Below are 13,630 nucleotides of genomic sequence, written 5' to 3' on the forward strand. Positions count from 1 at the left end.
GACAACCGGATCCGGTGGAGCGTAGACGTGGCGCGGGAGTGGTCCTACTGGACACGCAACAAGCTGCAGATCCTGGCCGACTACCTGCCTCGGTTCAACTCGGCGAGTCAGAAGTCGGAGCAGCGGATCTACCTCGACTTGATGGCCGGCGAACCCGACAACGTCGAGAAACACACCGGTGAGAAGTTCGACGGATCACCGACCGTCGCCCTGAAAGCAGACCCCGGGTTCACGGTCCTCCGGTTCGGGGAGCTGGGCGCGAAGGCCGACGCATTATCCGCGGCACTGGCTGAACGGTTCCCGGGCGACAACCGGTACCGGGTCGTCAAGGGCGACTGCAACCAGACGATCGACGAGGTCCTGCGGGAGCTTCAGCCGCTCAACTGGGCACCCACATTCGCGTTCCTCGACCAGCAGGGCGCCGAGATCCATTGGAGCACCATCCAGAAGCTCGCACGGTTCCGGCGGAACAAGCGCGGTTGGAAGACCGAGCTGTGGATCCTGATGTCGCCTGCCATGATCGCCCGCGGCGTGCGCGGGTCCAACGCCGAAGAGTTCGAGCAGCGGGTGTCGCTGCACTACGGCGGTGACGGCTGGCTCCGAATCAAGCGGGCGCTGCACTCCCGCGCGATCACAGCCGGGCAGTACCGGCAGGAGATGGTCAACCTCATGCGGTACCGGTTGGAGACGGAACTCGGATACCAGTTCACCCACCGGATCCCCATGACGATGTCGACGAACAAGATGACGATCTTCGACATGGTGTTCGCGACCGACCACTACGTCGGTGATCGAATCATGCAGCACCTTTACAACCAGGCGGCGCAGCGTGAGCCGGAAATGATGCGGCAGGCTCAGGCGGCCAAGGCGGAGAAGGAAGCGGACGCAGCCGGAGTGATGGGACTGTTCGACACCAGCGAGCTGACGGTGAAGGCGGACGACAAGCTGGGGCAGGTGCTGTGGCGGCCGGAGCCAACCTGGGATCCGGCCTCACGCGACTGGTGGAGCGACGGGACCTAACCGGTTGCTGCGGTGGGCATCTCGTCCCACAGTTGGCCGTCGAGTTCGCGGCCGAGTGCCTTCGGGGTACGGCCACCCCACTGCTTGAAGAAGAACGGCACCTCGGCGTCTCGGCACGCGTCGCGGATGCCCCGCGCCCAGGACAGTTCCATCGGCCGGTACCGAGGACCGGACTCGCCGCCGGCGATCACCCAACCGATGCCCGTGAGGTCGATGACGTCGAGCGACCCGAGCAACGGTTCACAGGACAGGAACCGCACTGCGGCGGGCACCTCACGGAGGTCGTCGACGCGACTGAGGACTTCCGCGTTCTCGACCGAGACACCCATCCACAGGTTGTCCGGCCAGTCCAGCTTGTCCGCGAAGCGGCGGAGCCGCAGGCTGCGCTTGGTCAGAACCTGGTAGGTGTGCTGCGGGGTATCTCGGCAGACGTCGAACACGTCGCGGATGAAGTCCAGTGGCACCTTGGCGTGGAAGAGGTCCGACATCGAGTTCACGAACACCACCCGAGAGTTCTTCCACCGCAGCGGTTCTCCGAGTGCCTGTGGGTGCACCGTCACGCCGAAGCCGGGTCCGGAGGTACGGGGGTCACCGTCGACCTGGTACTTCGCCGAGCCCATCGCCTTGAGCCGCCTGGCCAGCGTCATCGCGTAGCAGTGGTCGCAGCCGGCCGAGACGCGATCGCAGCCGGTGACGGGGTTCCACGTGGCCTCGGTCCATTCGATTGCCGAACGATCCGCCATCGTGGTCTCCTCACCTGCGGTTTCCTGCTTCCGCCGTTACTCTATGGTCGGCCGACACCCGCGGTGATGCCATTGTGACCGGTGTGTCACGTGAGGTTACTGAAGAACCGCGGGTCGACTCGCGCCGAGCGCAAGCGCGCGACCGCGTGGACGTGCGAAGTCGTCGACCTCATGCCGGACTTGGAGATCGTCCTCCTGCTGGGAAGCACCGCCAGGGACGGGTGAAAGCGCGCCGCGATCACCCGGCCGGACGTCTACGTGGTGCCCGGCAACATCCCGCACTGCTCGATGCGAGGGCTCAACACCAACGGAGGCCGTGCGGTGTTCGATGAGGCGATCGGGACGGTCGCCGGCCTCCTGCGCAGCGTGCTAGTTCTATCGCCATGAACCAGGACATCGACCGCGAGATCCTTCGGGAACTGGAGCAAGTACGCGTGATCAACGCGTCTGTACGTGAACGGCCGGACCACCACGCCGAACCCGCCAGCGACCTCGCAGAAGACGAAGCCCGGTTTCCCGACATCTGGTCGGCGTCCGTGGTCCGCCGCGGGCTCCACCACGCCGCGGAGTGCATCGACGCGGCGTGCACGCTGATGCTCAGCGGGGACTGGGTGAACCCGCAGTTCGCACTCCTTCGCGCCGTCTACGAGTCCGCCGGCACTGCCGTCTGGCTAATCGAGGCCGAGGACGTCGACACGCGCCTCGCCCGTCTTATCGAGCAGCACCGCGAGTCGTGGCGGTTCTCAGCGAAGGCGTACAGCGGCACCCCGCTCGACGACAGCTGGGAACACGAGACGCGCCAGCGGTGGGCCACCGACGCCGCAGCGGGCTTGGGCATCGACCTGGCGAGGGGGAAGGCTGGCGGGTTCGAGGCTCTGATCAAGTCGATCGACGACCTGCCGGGACACCCGGAGTCGCTCCTCACCGCGTGGCAGCTCTGCTCCGGTGTCAGCCACGCGAAGACGTGGGCGCTGAACACGATCACCGAGGAGGTGGCGCGCACCGCTGTGTACGAACGCGGCCGGCTCAGCGCTCGCGTACCGAACCGCGGACTGTTCTTGACGGATCTTCGTGTCGCCCGCCGCGTCGTGCAGCGTGCGTGGCTCCTGTACCGGATCCGCACCACGGCGCGGCCGCACCAGATGAAGCTGGAGCTGGTTCAGAGGACCAGTGGCGGGAACGAAGTACCCGAGAAGGAGTAGGCGGACGTCGCCGATGGGTCGGTCTCGGTGCGCCGTCGCCGGGCTCAGGTCGGCGACGGCGTGGATTTCGATCCGGGGTGTGGTTCCCGGGGTTTCTCGGCTCTGCCTGGCATCACGGTCAGCGATGTGGCGTTTGACACCGGCGCAGTGACGGTGTCGGTGGCATTGCGTCGGCGTCGGCTGTGCTGTCCGCGGTGTGACTACTCGACTCAGGCACGCTATGACACCCGGTCGGTGGCTTCGTGGTGGCGGGGTTGGATCTGGGCCGCTGGCAGGTGATCGTGCGCGCCGAGAGCTGCGACGGTTGGCGTGCCCGGCTCACGGGGTGGTTACCGAGGGTGTGCCGTTCGCGCGGGCGGGAACCGTGACCCGCGGTGGTGTCGGCCCGCGGCGATAGCGTGCTGCGATGGCAGCCAGCACCATCGCACCGTTCAGTCACGGATCGATCGAGAACATCGCACAGATCATCGGAGAGCTGTACACCGGCCCCGAGCTGACACTGATCCTCGCGTCGGTGGGGATGCCGGACCCGCTCGGCGAAGGACAGACGAAGTGGAAGCGCCTCGCGGCAAGCATGCACGAGAAACAGTACTCGCAGGGAGATGGCCGACCGATCCTGGCCGTCATCACCGCAACGATGAAGCCCGAGGTGATCTGGGACCGCCAGACCAAGGCCGCGGTGACCCGCGACGAGGTCACGCGCGGGCGGGACCAGCCTGACGCGAAGAAGTCGACGCGGGACTGATTTAAGGTCTCCGCCGTGCCTGGGCGCCGCGGGTCACGCAGTGCAGCGGCTCCGTCTCCCGCAACCCGAACTCGTGCTGCGCCGCCGCTAGGCGCGCGTACACATGCTGGCGCAGTCCCTGCGACATCTCAGGCTCGAAGTGCAGCAGCGCCCGCAGCATCCCATCTTCGTGACCGGCCTCCTTCTTCGTGACGGAGTGCACGCCGTCGGCGACCTGGTTCACCGCACGGCGAAGGTCCACGATCCGGTCGAGCTTCACCTCGTGCCGCTTGGCGGCGGCCTCGGCGATGGTGAGGCCGGCCTCCTCGTCGCGCAGCGCGTTGCCGTGGTGGCAGTCGACGCGGCGGAGTAGGTCGAGCACTTCGTCGCGGTACTAGTGACCGTCCACACCCGTGCCGTTGACCCGGGACCACAGCACCTGCTGCACCGTTAGACCATCCGACGGCTCGGGCTCGGCCGGCGCTAGGACGCCTCGGGGCCCGCGCGCCGCGATCAGCTCTCCGATCGGAGCGAGGTACTTCTCCCACAGCGTGTCCCGTAGCGCCTTGACGTGCTCTCCGAACTCGACCACCAACGGGGAGTCCTCGGTCGGGCCACCCGAAGGCGACACCGACACCCGGATGGAGTCGAGCACGTCGGGATCCGCGTCGAGGTAGTCCGCGTAGACGGCGACGGCCTCGAGATCACGGGACTTGCGGTGCGCAACGTGTTCGTGGCGCCAACCCATCAGGGTCTCGTGGAACTCCATACCGCGGTCACCACGGGCGGCACGCAGCAGCTCCTCGTAGTCGACGTTGCGCCGCTTATCACTGACCGCCATCCGCCCGTAGCTGACGATCGCCGATTCCCACAGCGCGCGGCGGTGGAACACGTTGGCTGGGACATCGGGCACTTCGGTCCTCGCGAGAAGAACCATGTCGACGTGCATCAGGTCCGCCCAGAGTGAGGCCCACTTCCCGAGCCGGTTCGCGTCGCACTCGTCGAGCTTCATCCTTCGGACCTGGTAGGTCTCATCCGCCATGAGCTAATAGTGCATGAATCGGGTGACAGGCACACCGACAGGGCGCAGCCTCAAGTGGCATCAGCAGGGAGTACCACCGGAATCACGGCCAGCTCGATACGGCGCTCGCCGTCTTCGGCCCTGAACACGTAGTCGGCGCGCCGTTCGGCATCAGTCGAGTCGACGGTGAGCAGGTGTCGCGGATGCGCGCGCATGGCTTGATGGAGCCGGCCGATGATGTCGCTGGGCTTCGCGTTCTTGATGAAGACGATCAACGCTGCCTTGGTGTCCCGCCAGACGAGGTAGCTCAGCAGCTGGTCGAGCGCCGCGGTGGCCCTGGAAGCCCCGCTCCAGACCTTGCACTCCGCGATGAACGCGTTACGGCCGTCCTCGCGGATCAGGATGTCGGTCTTGCCGGCTCCGTTGAACAGCTCACCGCCCGCGGCGCCCTGCCAGTAACCGTTCAGCGTGCCGAGCAGCAGATCCCGCAGGGCCTCCTCTCCGAGCGCACGGATCGGAGGCGTGGACGTGCGTTCCAGCGACCGAGCCCAGTTCTCGACGACACCGAGGATGTCCTGGTAGATCGCCTTGTCAAGCTCGGGTTCCGGTGTGTACTCCGCCGAGGCACGGCGATGTTGCAGCGGCACTTGCCGACGCCGCGCCGGCACCGGAGGACGTCGCGCGCCGGTAGGCGTGATCGGGATGTTCAGCGCGGCACTGATCCGCCGGTTCTCGATGATCCGCGCACGTCGCGCTTCAACAGCCTGCTTGAGCTCCCGCTCAACGGCCGTTCGATGGACTGTCACGTCGTGGTTCGCCCACCCGATCCGCCTGTCGACGTCCTCGCGTACCTCCGCCATCTGTCGCTCGATGAGCTCGGCGGAGAGCTCGGTGCTCTCGATGTCGAGCTGGACGCTGTCGTCCCTGATCGTCCCGCGGTCGGGTGCCAGCGTGAACTGCGACGCCTGCCGCCGCAGTATCTCGGCGGTGCCGGTTAGTGGCCACGAGACGGTTATGCGGCTGCCCGGGATGCGGTAGGTGTGTCGCTGCCCGAAGTCCATAGAGGTGCGTTCGATCGTCTTCTCCTGCACCGGGGTTCCACTGGCCGCGGTCCAGTCAACTGAAACCGGTTCGGGCATATGTCGCGCGAGAAGGCCGTGCACCAACACGTCGACGTTCTCGCTCAGCAAGGTGTCGGCGTCGAGTCGTTCGAGTTCGTCGAACGCGGCACGTGCGCTCCGCTCGAGCAGCTCGGCCAAGTGCGGTCTGCGCATGAATCCGTTCATCTGTGGCTCCTTTGCGGCACCCGGTGGCGCGCCGAGCTTATTCCTCGGTGGCGACACACCACCGTGTCTCCGCGGCGGGTCGCCTGCTTGTTCGCGTTGTCTGTTTTAGAGACTCCGAACCGTGTGGCGCGAAGTCCGCGACCCGGTTCGGATCCCGCCTGGTGTCGCGCTCCCGATGTCCGACGTGGACGCGTGGATCAGGCGCGACGCCACGGCGTGCAGGGCTGGGTGCTGTTCCGGGTGCCGGCACGGTTGGGGCTGCCGGAGGAGCCGGAGCCGGGGACGGAGTCGAAGGAGCGGTAACGACCTATCGACGGCCTCGCTGCCACTGCCAGACCGTGTGGTCGAGGTCGGTCGGTGACATGCCCATCTCCGGGTTTCGGTGCTCGCGGCGCCACCACGAACGGCTACTTGAGCCCCGGACCGCGATCAGTTTGCGAATGGACCACCAAGAGCTTCGCGCGCAGCTCGACGAAATCAGCCTCGCCGAGCGCGCTGGTTGCGGCGCCGAGGTGGATCTCGAACAGCTTCATCAGGGCATCGTTACCGATGTTGCCAGTCACGATGATGAACAGCTTCCTCGGTGAACCGGTGAGAAGGTGTCCGTCACGGAAATCGCGGTCCTTTGTCACGACAACCCGACCTTCCGTGTCGGCTCTCTGGGCAACCTCGGCGTCGGTGGATGCATTCCCCTTCAGGAGGTCGCGGGTATGGATGGCGTCGTGCCCGGCACGGTTCAAGAAGACAACAAGCCGCGTGGAGAGTTGAGCGTCGACGAGGAAGTTCACTCGGTACTGAGCGGAACGATTCGCTGCCCGCCCGCGGTCAGCGCGCCGAATTCCAGTGCGGCAAGCAGGTCGTCACGCTCCAGGTCGGGGTAGTCCGCGAGCACGTCCTCGATCGTCATGCCAGACGCGAGCAGTTCGAGCAGCGACTGGACCGGGTAGCGCAGGCCGCGCACCACCGGCTGACCGTGGCAAACCGCTGGGTCCACGGTGATCCGCTTCAACCGTGACATGCATCAAGGATACGGCGGCGGCCAAACAATCGTGCCCCAACCGGATCTGGCCGTCAGGCACCTGCTTGTTAAGCGTTTCATCGCCGACCTGCAACGCCTCAAGTTGCGATCGGGTGACAACACCGTGCTCTTGACGTCCTCCCCGCAGTGAACTGCGGGGATTCCTCGTGCCGGCCGGCTGTCTCGATCGCTGCTCATGCAGCGATCGCCGTAGGCTGGTCGGTAGTGGAGGTTCGCGCCAAGCGGCTCTGTCGCATCACAGCCTTGGCTTTACGCCTCGCTTTGATGCGCGCCACTGACCTCCGCGAGGGCGGATGCCTGCGGCCTCGCCGCTTGCGTGCTGATGCACTACGGCTGGGCTTCGGCGACTCGTCGACGTCCTGACGACGCCCCCAGCCCTGGCGGGCTGACGGCAAATCCAGCCGATCGACCCCATCGGCCTGGGGGCGGACGTGCAGTCCCAGGTAGGCCGAAAACAGGTCCCGATCCTCTTGAATGCCGCACGCGCAGCAGTGGGTCCGTTGCGAGAGCGGCTTCTTCTTTTTCGTCCCGCACAGGCAGGTTTGCGACAAGGCGGTCGTGCGCGGGTTGAATTCGTAGAGTTGCTGGCCACCGGCGCTTTCAGCCTTGCGGCGCACCATCTCTACGAGCAACCCTGGCGCCCTATCGCGCACACTGCGCGGAAAGTTCTTCTGCCACGACACGTAATCGAGGTGTTCGCAGGACACGTCGCTACCGTGGGCCAGCAACCGGTTGGCCAGCGCCCCATGAAGGGAGTTGCGGTGCTCGGCCAGGCGGCGATGCAACTCGACCACCTGCCTGGTGGTTCGCTGTGCAGCGGCCGAACGCCGCCACACACAGCGGCCCGTCGTGTGGACGCCATCACGGTTGAAACAGGCCGGTGAACCAGCGCGGTGCTGACGATCCACATGCCGCTGGGCGCGGCGCAGCCTCATCGTGTCCAACCGGATCGCATCAGCCAACGGTTCCACCCAGCCCGACCAGCTCCCATCACTGCGCTGCACAGTGACAGCGATCTGCGACGGCCCCAAATCGAACGCCAATTTGCCTTCGCCGATCGGGCGCCGGCGGGTTGGGCGCCCATCACACACCACCTGCATCCGGTAGGTATCGCGACCATTGATCACCATGCGCACAATCCGGGTCGACAACACTTTGCCGGCCGCGATCAGCGTCTCAATCTCGGCAAGCTCGGCCTGCTGCTCGCGCCCCCGCCGACCCGACACCGCCGCCGGCGCGATCGGCACCACGAACCCCGCACCCCACTGCAACCCGACCAACCGCCCAACAGCGTCGGTTTTCGGGCGCAGCGCACCATGGCCGTCTTTCGCCGACAACGAACGCAGCCCCCGCCTGGCCGATTTGAACCGCGGCTTGCCCCGTTGACCGAGATGCCACCGCTTGACGGCATCAAAGGCCCGCGCCCCCAGATTCTGGGTCTCCTGCGCCGGCAAATGATCCCGCACCCACGACTTCCGCAACGACGAGGCGAACGACTGCGCCGCATCAGCGGTGAACTCATGTGCGGCCTGCACCGCTGCAAACGCCGCACCCCGATACTTGCGCTCGGCGGCCGTGCGCCGCGGCAGCTCCCTCGCCGCAGCCCACGCCGGATCGGCCTTCACCGCCCGGCTACGCCCGATGAACTCGCCCCGCACCGCGTTATACACCCGCACCCCGGTATGGAACCGAGTACCGATCAGGCGGCACTGCGCCGCGTCCGCGCGCAGCGGCCACGACCTCACATGCGTAGGCGCGCTCTTCGGGCGTTTACGCGCCCGCGGCTTACGCGCCGAAGCGGCGGCCCGCGTCGGTGCCGTGCGGTAGGACTGAGCCACAGCACAACCGTAGAGGTGACCACTGACAACCACGACCTACCGCCGCGCCCGGCACAGCGTGTCGTTGCTGCACGCCCACCTCGTCTTCGTGACCAAATACAGGCGCAAACTGTTCACCGATCCGATGCTCACCTTCGCCGAAGCCACCATGCGCACCGTGTGCGCCGAGCTCGATGTCCAGTTGGTCGAGTTCAACGGCAAAGCCGACCACGTGCACCTGCTCGTCGCGTATCCGCCCACCCTAGCGATCTCGACGCTGGTGCAACGCCTCAAAAGCCGCTTTGCTCACGCAGTCCGGAGTTCACCGGCGCGTGTGTCCGCGCCCGGATGCGCGGACATCTCTGGTCGCCGTCCTACTTCGCGGTCTCCTGCGGAGGCGCACCACTGTCCATCATCAAGCAATACATCGACGGACAAGCCCGACCACTCTGAGCGCCGGGCTACGCCCGCCGACATACGGGATGGGCTCACCCCGCCATAAATGGCGAGGCTTGCGCCCAAGAATTCGGTCACGAAGTTCAGCGAGCCGCCCGAAAATCATCTCGCGGAGATGCAACTCGACCGCGCTGTCCATGATGGAATCTTGCCATGTTGCGCGGTGCCGCTCGGCCCGTTATCTCGATGCGATTGAGCGGGCGCTTCCGGCCGTCGACAGGCGAGCGGGGTTCGCCGTGACCGATGCCTCGATCGATCCCCTGCTGCTGGGCCAGCGCGTAATCGCGATCCTGGAGACCGGGTTGCGGACGGCGACCTACAAGCTGGCCACCCTGATGGCGCTGATCGATCACTGCATCGAGAACCTGCCGGCCCAGCCCGACGATCCGCTGGCCGTCCCGATATCCGATCTCTCCCACCGCGTGCTGGCGCTTTACTGGAACCAGGTCCGCCCGTTCGACGGCCGCCAACTGCACCAGTCCACCCAGCCGAAGGCGCGTATCCTGCGCGCCGCCAACGAGTTACGTGCGGCGTCGTCGGCTGGTTCCGGCGGGTTGGCACTGGAGGTGGCGATGCTGCGCGCACCCGATGCCTACCGGCAGGCCGTTGACGAGATCACGCTGTGCCTGGCCCAGCAGCCGTTGCACCGGCTGCAGCGGCTACCCGGGTCAACCGAAAGCGATCCGTTCCTCTACGACGACACGTTCCTGCACGATCACATCTCCCGCTCGACGCTGCGCGCCCACGGCGATGCCCTCGGGCTGCGGCCCGGTGTCGCGCACGGGCTGGCTCGGCTGGCCGGACTGCTTAAGCCGGCGCTGGAGATCATGTGGGTCGACGACGTTCGCCGGATGAACAAGTTCCTCGACGCCGAGGTCCCTGACGTCGCAGGACACCTGTTCGGTCGGGAGCGCACCGCGCTGGCGGCGGTGCGGGAACCGTTCAAAGACGCCTTCGGTGCGCACTGCTTCTACTGCGGCACACACCTGCCCGCGGACAGCCCGATCGACCACGTGCTGCCCTGGTCGCTGGTGGGCATCGACGGACTGGCCAACCTGGTGCTGGCCTGCGCCCGCTGCAACACCGACAAGAGCGGCGCGCTGCCCGCGGTGGAGATCGTCGACCGTGTACTGGACCGCGACCGTACCGTTTTGGAGCAGATCGCCGTTGACATCGAGTGGCCGACCCAGCACGACCGCGTCGTCGCCGCCGCACGCGGGATCTTCCGCGGCCAGCCGCCCGGGGTGCCCACCTGGTCGGGATATAAAACCCACACCCGGCTGGATATCAGCTTCCCGCCGTGGTGGATTCGGGTTGGCGGGTGAGCTTGCCGCGGCGGATCGACGTGGCGTCGTGGGTGCGCGGCTGGGCTCGCTGCTCAACCGAGGGACCGGCCCGGCGACGCGCCCCAGGCCGGGCGGTGGCGTTGCTGGTCGGCGCGTTGCCCGCGCTCGCGTTTCCGGCGCCGGCCTGGTGGTGGCTGGCGTGGATCGGTGTGGTCCCGCTGCTGCTGGTGGTGCGCGCCGCCCCGAGCACGGGCGAGGGCGGGGTGCGGGCCTGGTGCGGCCTCACCGGATTCGTGCTGGCCACCCAGCACTGGCTGTGGCCCAGCGCCGGCCCGCTGCTGGTGGTGCTGGCCGCCGGACTGGGTGCGCTGTGGCTGCCGTTCGGGATGGCCGCGCACCTGCTGCTGTCGGCGCAACTCAGCCCGCTGCGCGTCGTCGCCGCCGTGATCGTGCTACCCAGCGCGTGGGTGGTCGCCGAGGCGGTACGCTCGGCGCCGGTCCTGGGCGGCGGCTGGGCGGTGCTCGGCGCGTCGCAGTGGAACCAGCCCGCCACACTGGCCTCGGCCGCACTGGGCGGGGTCTGGCTGACCAGTTTTCTGCTCGTCGCAACCAACACCGCGATCACTGCCGCGATCGTCTGCCGCGGGGTGTCCGGCCGGATGGTCGCGGCGGCGATCGCCGTGGTGTGCGCCGGGCTCGGCCCGGCCTGGTATGCGCTGGCGCCCGCGCCGGCGGCCCGCGCGACGATCCGGGTGGCGCTGGTACAACCGGGTGACATCGCCGACGCGGCGGCGCGGCAAGCCGCCGGCGAAGCGCTCACCGCTTCGCTGACCGGCCGGCGGCCCGACCTGGTGGTCTGGGGGGAGAGCAGCGTCGGCGTCGACCTCACCAACCATCCGAAGGTGCTGGCCGACCTGGTGGAGCTGTCCCGGGCCGTCGGCGCGGACCTGCTCGTCAACGTCGACGCACCCGACCCGACCGGGCAGATCGCCAAGTCGGCGGTGCTGATCGGGCCGGGCGGATCACTGGGCGCCTACCGCAAGGTGCGCCTGGTGCCGTTCGGCGAGTATGTGCCGCTGCGGCCGCTGCTGGGCTGGATCACCCGCCACACCCAGGCCGCCGCCGCTGACCGGGCGCGCGGCAGCGGGCCGGTGGTGCTGCACACCGGTCGGGAGCCGCACGTGGCCATCGGGCCGTTGATCAGCGTCGAGGCGACCTTCTCCGACCTGCCCCGCCGCGAGGTGGACCTGGGCGCGCAGCTGCTGGCCTATCAGAGTTCCACCTCGACGTTTCAGGGCAGCTGGGCGCAACCGCAGTTGGCCGGCCAGGTTGCGGTGCACGCAGTCGAGGTGGGCCGCCCGGCGGTGCACGCCGCGCTGTCCGGCGTCAGCGCCGCCTTTGATGCGCGCGGCCACCGGCTGGCCTGGTGCCCGGCGAGCGATCGCGGTGTCGTCGTGGTGGATGTTCCGCTGGGTGCGCCGGCCACCGCGTATCAGCGGTTGGGCGACTGGGTGCCGGTGCTGGCGTTGACGATCGTCGGCGGCGCCGTCGTGGTGGCGGTCGTCCGGTCGCGTCGGTGATGAGCCACTAGAGTCGTCGGCGGCACCGGGAGTTCTCGGCGCGCGGGGGGCGTCGCACCGGGCCGTGCCGGCGGTGTTCGCGATCGGCGCCGTGCTGCTGGTCTAGATTGATGGCTGACAAGCTTGACGGTCGCTGCTTGACGTGCTTGACGATCAATGCTTGTCTGTGTTGACGCAGTATTTCACCTACATGGGCTATCTGGACGGAAGCGACGATGACAGACCTGGCTTCTTTCGAGCGGCGGATCATGCGGGCGGTCAGCGAGAAGGTTCATGACCGACTCCGTAAAGCCGGCGAGGCGCAGCTTGACCCGGAGGCCTTCGGCGATCCGGAGCGCATCGCGGACGCCATGGTCGCGGCACTTCCACTGGGGCATGTTTTCGACGAGGTATCCGGGCCGTTCTACGACACGGCAGGGCTGAGCCGATGGCTGGGGATCTCGCGTCAGGCCCTACACCAGAAGGTGGCACGACACGCGGTGCTGGCATGCCCGCTCGACGACGGCAGCACCGTCTACCCGACGTGGCAATTCCTGGACAGTGGCGCGACCATCCCGTCGCTGGCCGAGGTGCTCGCCACCCTGGCAGAGGGCAGCGACGATGCGTGGATGGTCGCCTTGTGGATGCGAGCGCCCAGCGAAAACCTCGATGGCGAACGCCCCTGTGACTGGCTGCGCAACGGCGGTGACCCGCAGCAAGTGATTGCGATGGCACGGCAGGCGGCGTCGAGCTGGGCGGCGTGAGCGATTCCCGGCAGCGCTTGGCACTTGGTCTGCCGCCGTCTGATCTGTCACGTTTCCCCCGATCGCGGCTGCTGCCCAGGACGGCGTTGTACCGGGCGCACACTGTCGGCAAGTCGCCGTGGTGGTTCTCGTCGGACCTATCGGGTCGTTTCGACCTGATACAGCCCAACGGGACATGTTATCTCGCAACGGATGTCGCTACCGCACTACGGGAACGCTTCGGCCACGACCTGGTCCGCCAGGGTGTGGTCACCTTCCAGGCGGCTATCCGAACCCAGGTGTCGACGCTGCGGATTCCGGCTGGGCGCTGGCTGGCGAACACGTGCTCGCCGGCAGCGGCAAACTTCGGGACGACACGTGAAATCGGGACGTGCCCGGCGTACGACGTTCCGCAGGCTTGGGCGGCGGCCTTCTTCGACGGCGGCAGGCATTCGGGTATCCGTTATCAAACCCGGTTCAGCGCCGGCGCTGACGCGGCGGCGCTGTTCGGCGACGCCGGGGAACAGGATTGGCCCATCGACCCACACCCTGTTCGTGGTGTGCGGGCATGCATCGAGGCCGGGATCATGGTTGCGCACCGGCCCACCCGCCGGCAGGTGCGCATTGTGCGGCCGCCGGGATGAGAAGCCCTATGTCAAGCCACCGCGTCTTGGGTCGTGATGAATCGTTGGAGTGCTCGGTGTTTGGTGGGGTCGTAGGGGACGTTGTCTTGC

Annotated in this window: 15 protein-coding genes and 1 pseudogene; 9 read left to right on the forward strand and 7 right to left on the reverse strand. The window is 67.3% G+C overall.

What is annotated here, in order from left to right; all coding sequences use genetic code 11:
• Positions 1–27 precede the first annotated feature (27 nt).
• The gene (locus AC2VOP_RS15055; protein ID WP_486961725.1) at positions 28–1,020 is read left to right on the forward strand and encodes a three-Cys-motif partner protein TcmP; all 993 of its coding nucleotides are present in this window, start codon (positions 28–30) and stop codon (positions 1,018–1,020) included.
• Here the strand turns inward: AC2VOP_RS15055 and AC2VOP_RS15060 are convergent.
• Positions 1,017–1,763, reverse strand: coding sequence for a DUF5131 family protein (locus AC2VOP_RS15060; RefSeq protein WP_486961726.1), 747 nt, complete (start codon positions 1,761–1,763; stop codon positions 1,017–1,019). The genes AC2VOP_RS15055 and AC2VOP_RS15060 overlap by 4 nt on opposite strands.
• A 90-nt stretch (positions 1,764–1,853) precedes the next feature.
• Between AC2VOP_RS15060 and AC2VOP_RS15065 the strand changes: the two genes are divergently transcribed.
• The 3 genes from AC2VOP_RS15065 to AC2VOP_RS15075 all read left to right on the forward strand — a co-directional run bounded on the left by AC2VOP_RS15065 (position 1,854) and on the right by AC2VOP_RS15075 (position 3,710).
• The gene (locus AC2VOP_RS15065) at positions 1,854–1,988 is read left to right on the forward strand and encodes a hypothetical protein (RefSeq protein ID WP_486961727.1); all 135 of its coding nucleotides are present in this window, start codon (positions 1,854–1,856) and stop codon (positions 1,986–1,988) included.
• Between the two features lie 158 nt (positions 1,989–2,146).
• Positions 2,147–2,965, forward strand: coding sequence for a hypothetical protein (locus AC2VOP_RS15070; protein WP_486961728.1), 819 nt, complete (start codon positions 2,147–2,149; stop codon positions 2,963–2,965).
• 406 nt (positions 2,966–3,371) lie between these two features.
• Positions 3,372–3,710 carry a hypothetical protein gene (locus AC2VOP_RS15075; protein WP_486961729.1) on the forward strand — a complete coding sequence of 113 codons (339 nt, stop codon included), beginning with the start codon at positions 3,372–3,374 and terminating at the stop codon, positions 3,708–3,710.
• A 1-nt stretch (position 3,711) separates the two neighbouring features.
• Here the strand turns inward: AC2VOP_RS15075 and AC2VOP_RS15080 are convergent, their stop codons facing one another.
• The 6 genes from AC2VOP_RS15080 to AC2VOP_RS15105 all read right to left on the reverse strand — a co-directional run bounded on the left by AC2VOP_RS15080 (position 3,712) and on the right by AC2VOP_RS15105 (position 8,873).
• Positions 3,712–4,071: a hypothetical protein gene (locus tag AC2VOP_RS15080; RefSeq protein WP_486961730.1), complete on the reverse strand. Its 360-nt coding sequence runs from the start codon at positions 4,069–4,071 to the stop codon at positions 3,712–3,714.
• 12 nt (positions 4,072–4,083) lie between these two features.
• Positions 4,084–4,731 (reverse strand): hypothetical protein, encoded by a 648-nt coding sequence (locus AC2VOP_RS15085; protein WP_486961731.1) that lies wholly within the window; start codon positions 4,729–4,731, stop codon positions 4,084–4,086.
• Between the two features lie 50 nt (positions 4,732–4,781).
• A complete protein-coding gene (locus AC2VOP_RS15090; protein ID WP_486961732.1) occupies positions 4,782–5,996 on the reverse strand; it encodes a hypothetical protein in 1,215 nt (404 codons plus the stop codon).
• Between the two features lie 407 nt (positions 5,997–6,403).
• The gene (locus AC2VOP_RS15095; RefSeq protein WP_486961733.1) at positions 6,404–6,784 is read right to left on the reverse strand and encodes a DUF5615 family PIN-like protein; all 381 of its coding nucleotides are present in this window, start codon (positions 6,782–6,784) and stop codon (positions 6,404–6,406) included.
• Positions 6,781–7,014, reverse strand: a complete 234-nt coding sequence (locus tag AC2VOP_RS15100) for a DUF433 domain-containing protein (RefSeq protein ID WP_486961734.1) — start codon at positions 7,012–7,014, stop codon at positions 6,781–6,783. Before AC2VOP_RS15100 ends, AC2VOP_RS15095 begins: the two co-directional genes overlap by 4 nt.
• A 194-nt stretch (positions 7,015–7,208) precedes the next feature.
• A complete protein-coding gene (locus tag AC2VOP_RS15105) occupies positions 7,209–8,873 on the reverse strand; it encodes a zinc ribbon domain-containing protein (protein WP_486961735.1) in 1,665 nt (554 codons plus the stop codon).
• Between the two features lie 22 nt (positions 8,874–8,895).
• Here AC2VOP_RS15105 and tnpA point away from each other — a divergent pair.
• The 5 genes and pseudogenes from tnpA to AC2VOP_RS15130 all read left to right on the forward strand — a co-directional run bounded on the left by tnpA (position 8,896) and on the right by AC2VOP_RS15130 (position 13,540).
• Positions 8,896–9,305 (forward strand): annotated as a pseudogene (gene tnpA / locus AC2VOP_RS15110) (IS200/IS605 family transposase).
• A 239-nt stretch (positions 9,306–9,544) separates the two neighbouring features.
• The gene (locus tag AC2VOP_RS15115) at positions 9,545–10,633 is read left to right on the forward strand and encodes an HNH endonuclease (RefSeq protein ID WP_486961736.1); all 1,089 of its coding nucleotides are present in this window, start codon (positions 9,545–9,547) and stop codon (positions 10,631–10,633) included.
• Between the two features lie 32 nt (positions 10,634–10,665).
• A complete protein-coding gene (lnt, locus tag AC2VOP_RS15120; RefSeq protein ID WP_486961739.1) occupies positions 10,666–12,174 on the forward strand; it encodes an apolipoprotein N-acyltransferase in 1,509 nt (502 codons plus the stop codon).
• 215 nt (positions 12,175–12,389) lie between these two features.
• A complete protein-coding gene (locus AC2VOP_RS15125; protein WP_486961737.1) occupies positions 12,390–12,917 on the forward strand; it encodes a hypothetical protein in 528 nt (175 codons plus the stop codon).
• Complete coding sequence (locus AC2VOP_RS15130) at positions 12,914–13,540, forward strand: RES family NAD+ phosphorylase (RefSeq protein ID WP_486961738.1); 627 nt, start codon at positions 12,914–12,916, stop codon at positions 13,538–13,540. The genes AC2VOP_RS15125 and AC2VOP_RS15130 overlap by 4 nt, the downstream gene beginning before the upstream one ends.
• Positions 13,541–13,630: the final 90 nt, after the last annotated feature.

This window comes from Mycobacterium sp. TH-M106 (genome assembly GCF_057473765.1).

Bases quoted from the DNA above. Each gene is read 5' to 3' on its own strand.
- AC2VOP_RS15100 (WP_486961734.1), bottom strand. From the start codon at position 7,014: ATGTCACGGTTGAAGCGGATCACCGTGGACCCAGCGGTTTGCCACGGT.
- AC2VOP_RS15085 (WP_486961731.1), bottom strand. From the start codon at position 4,731: ATGGCGGATGAGACCTACCAGGTCCGAAGGATGAAGCTCGACGAGTGC.
- AC2VOP_RS15090 (WP_486961732.1), bottom strand. From the start codon at position 5,996: ATGAACGGATTCATGCGCAGACCGCACTTGGCCGAGCTGCTCGAGCGG.
- AC2VOP_RS15060 (WP_486961726.1), bottom strand. From the start codon at position 1,763: ATGGCGGATCGTTCGGCAATCGAATGGACCGAGGCCACGTGGAACCCC.
- AC2VOP_RS15125 (WP_486961737.1), top strand. From the start codon at position 12,390: ATGACAGACCTGGCTTCTTTCGAGCGGCGGATCATGCGGGCGGTCAGC.
- AC2VOP_RS15075 (WP_486961729.1), top strand. From the start codon at position 3,372: ATGGCAGCCAGCACCATCGCACCGTTCAGTCACGGATCGATCGAGAAC.
- AC2VOP_RS15070 (WP_486961728.1), top strand. From the start codon at position 2,147: ATGAACCAGGACATCGACCGCGAGATCCTTCGGGAACTGGAGCAAGTA.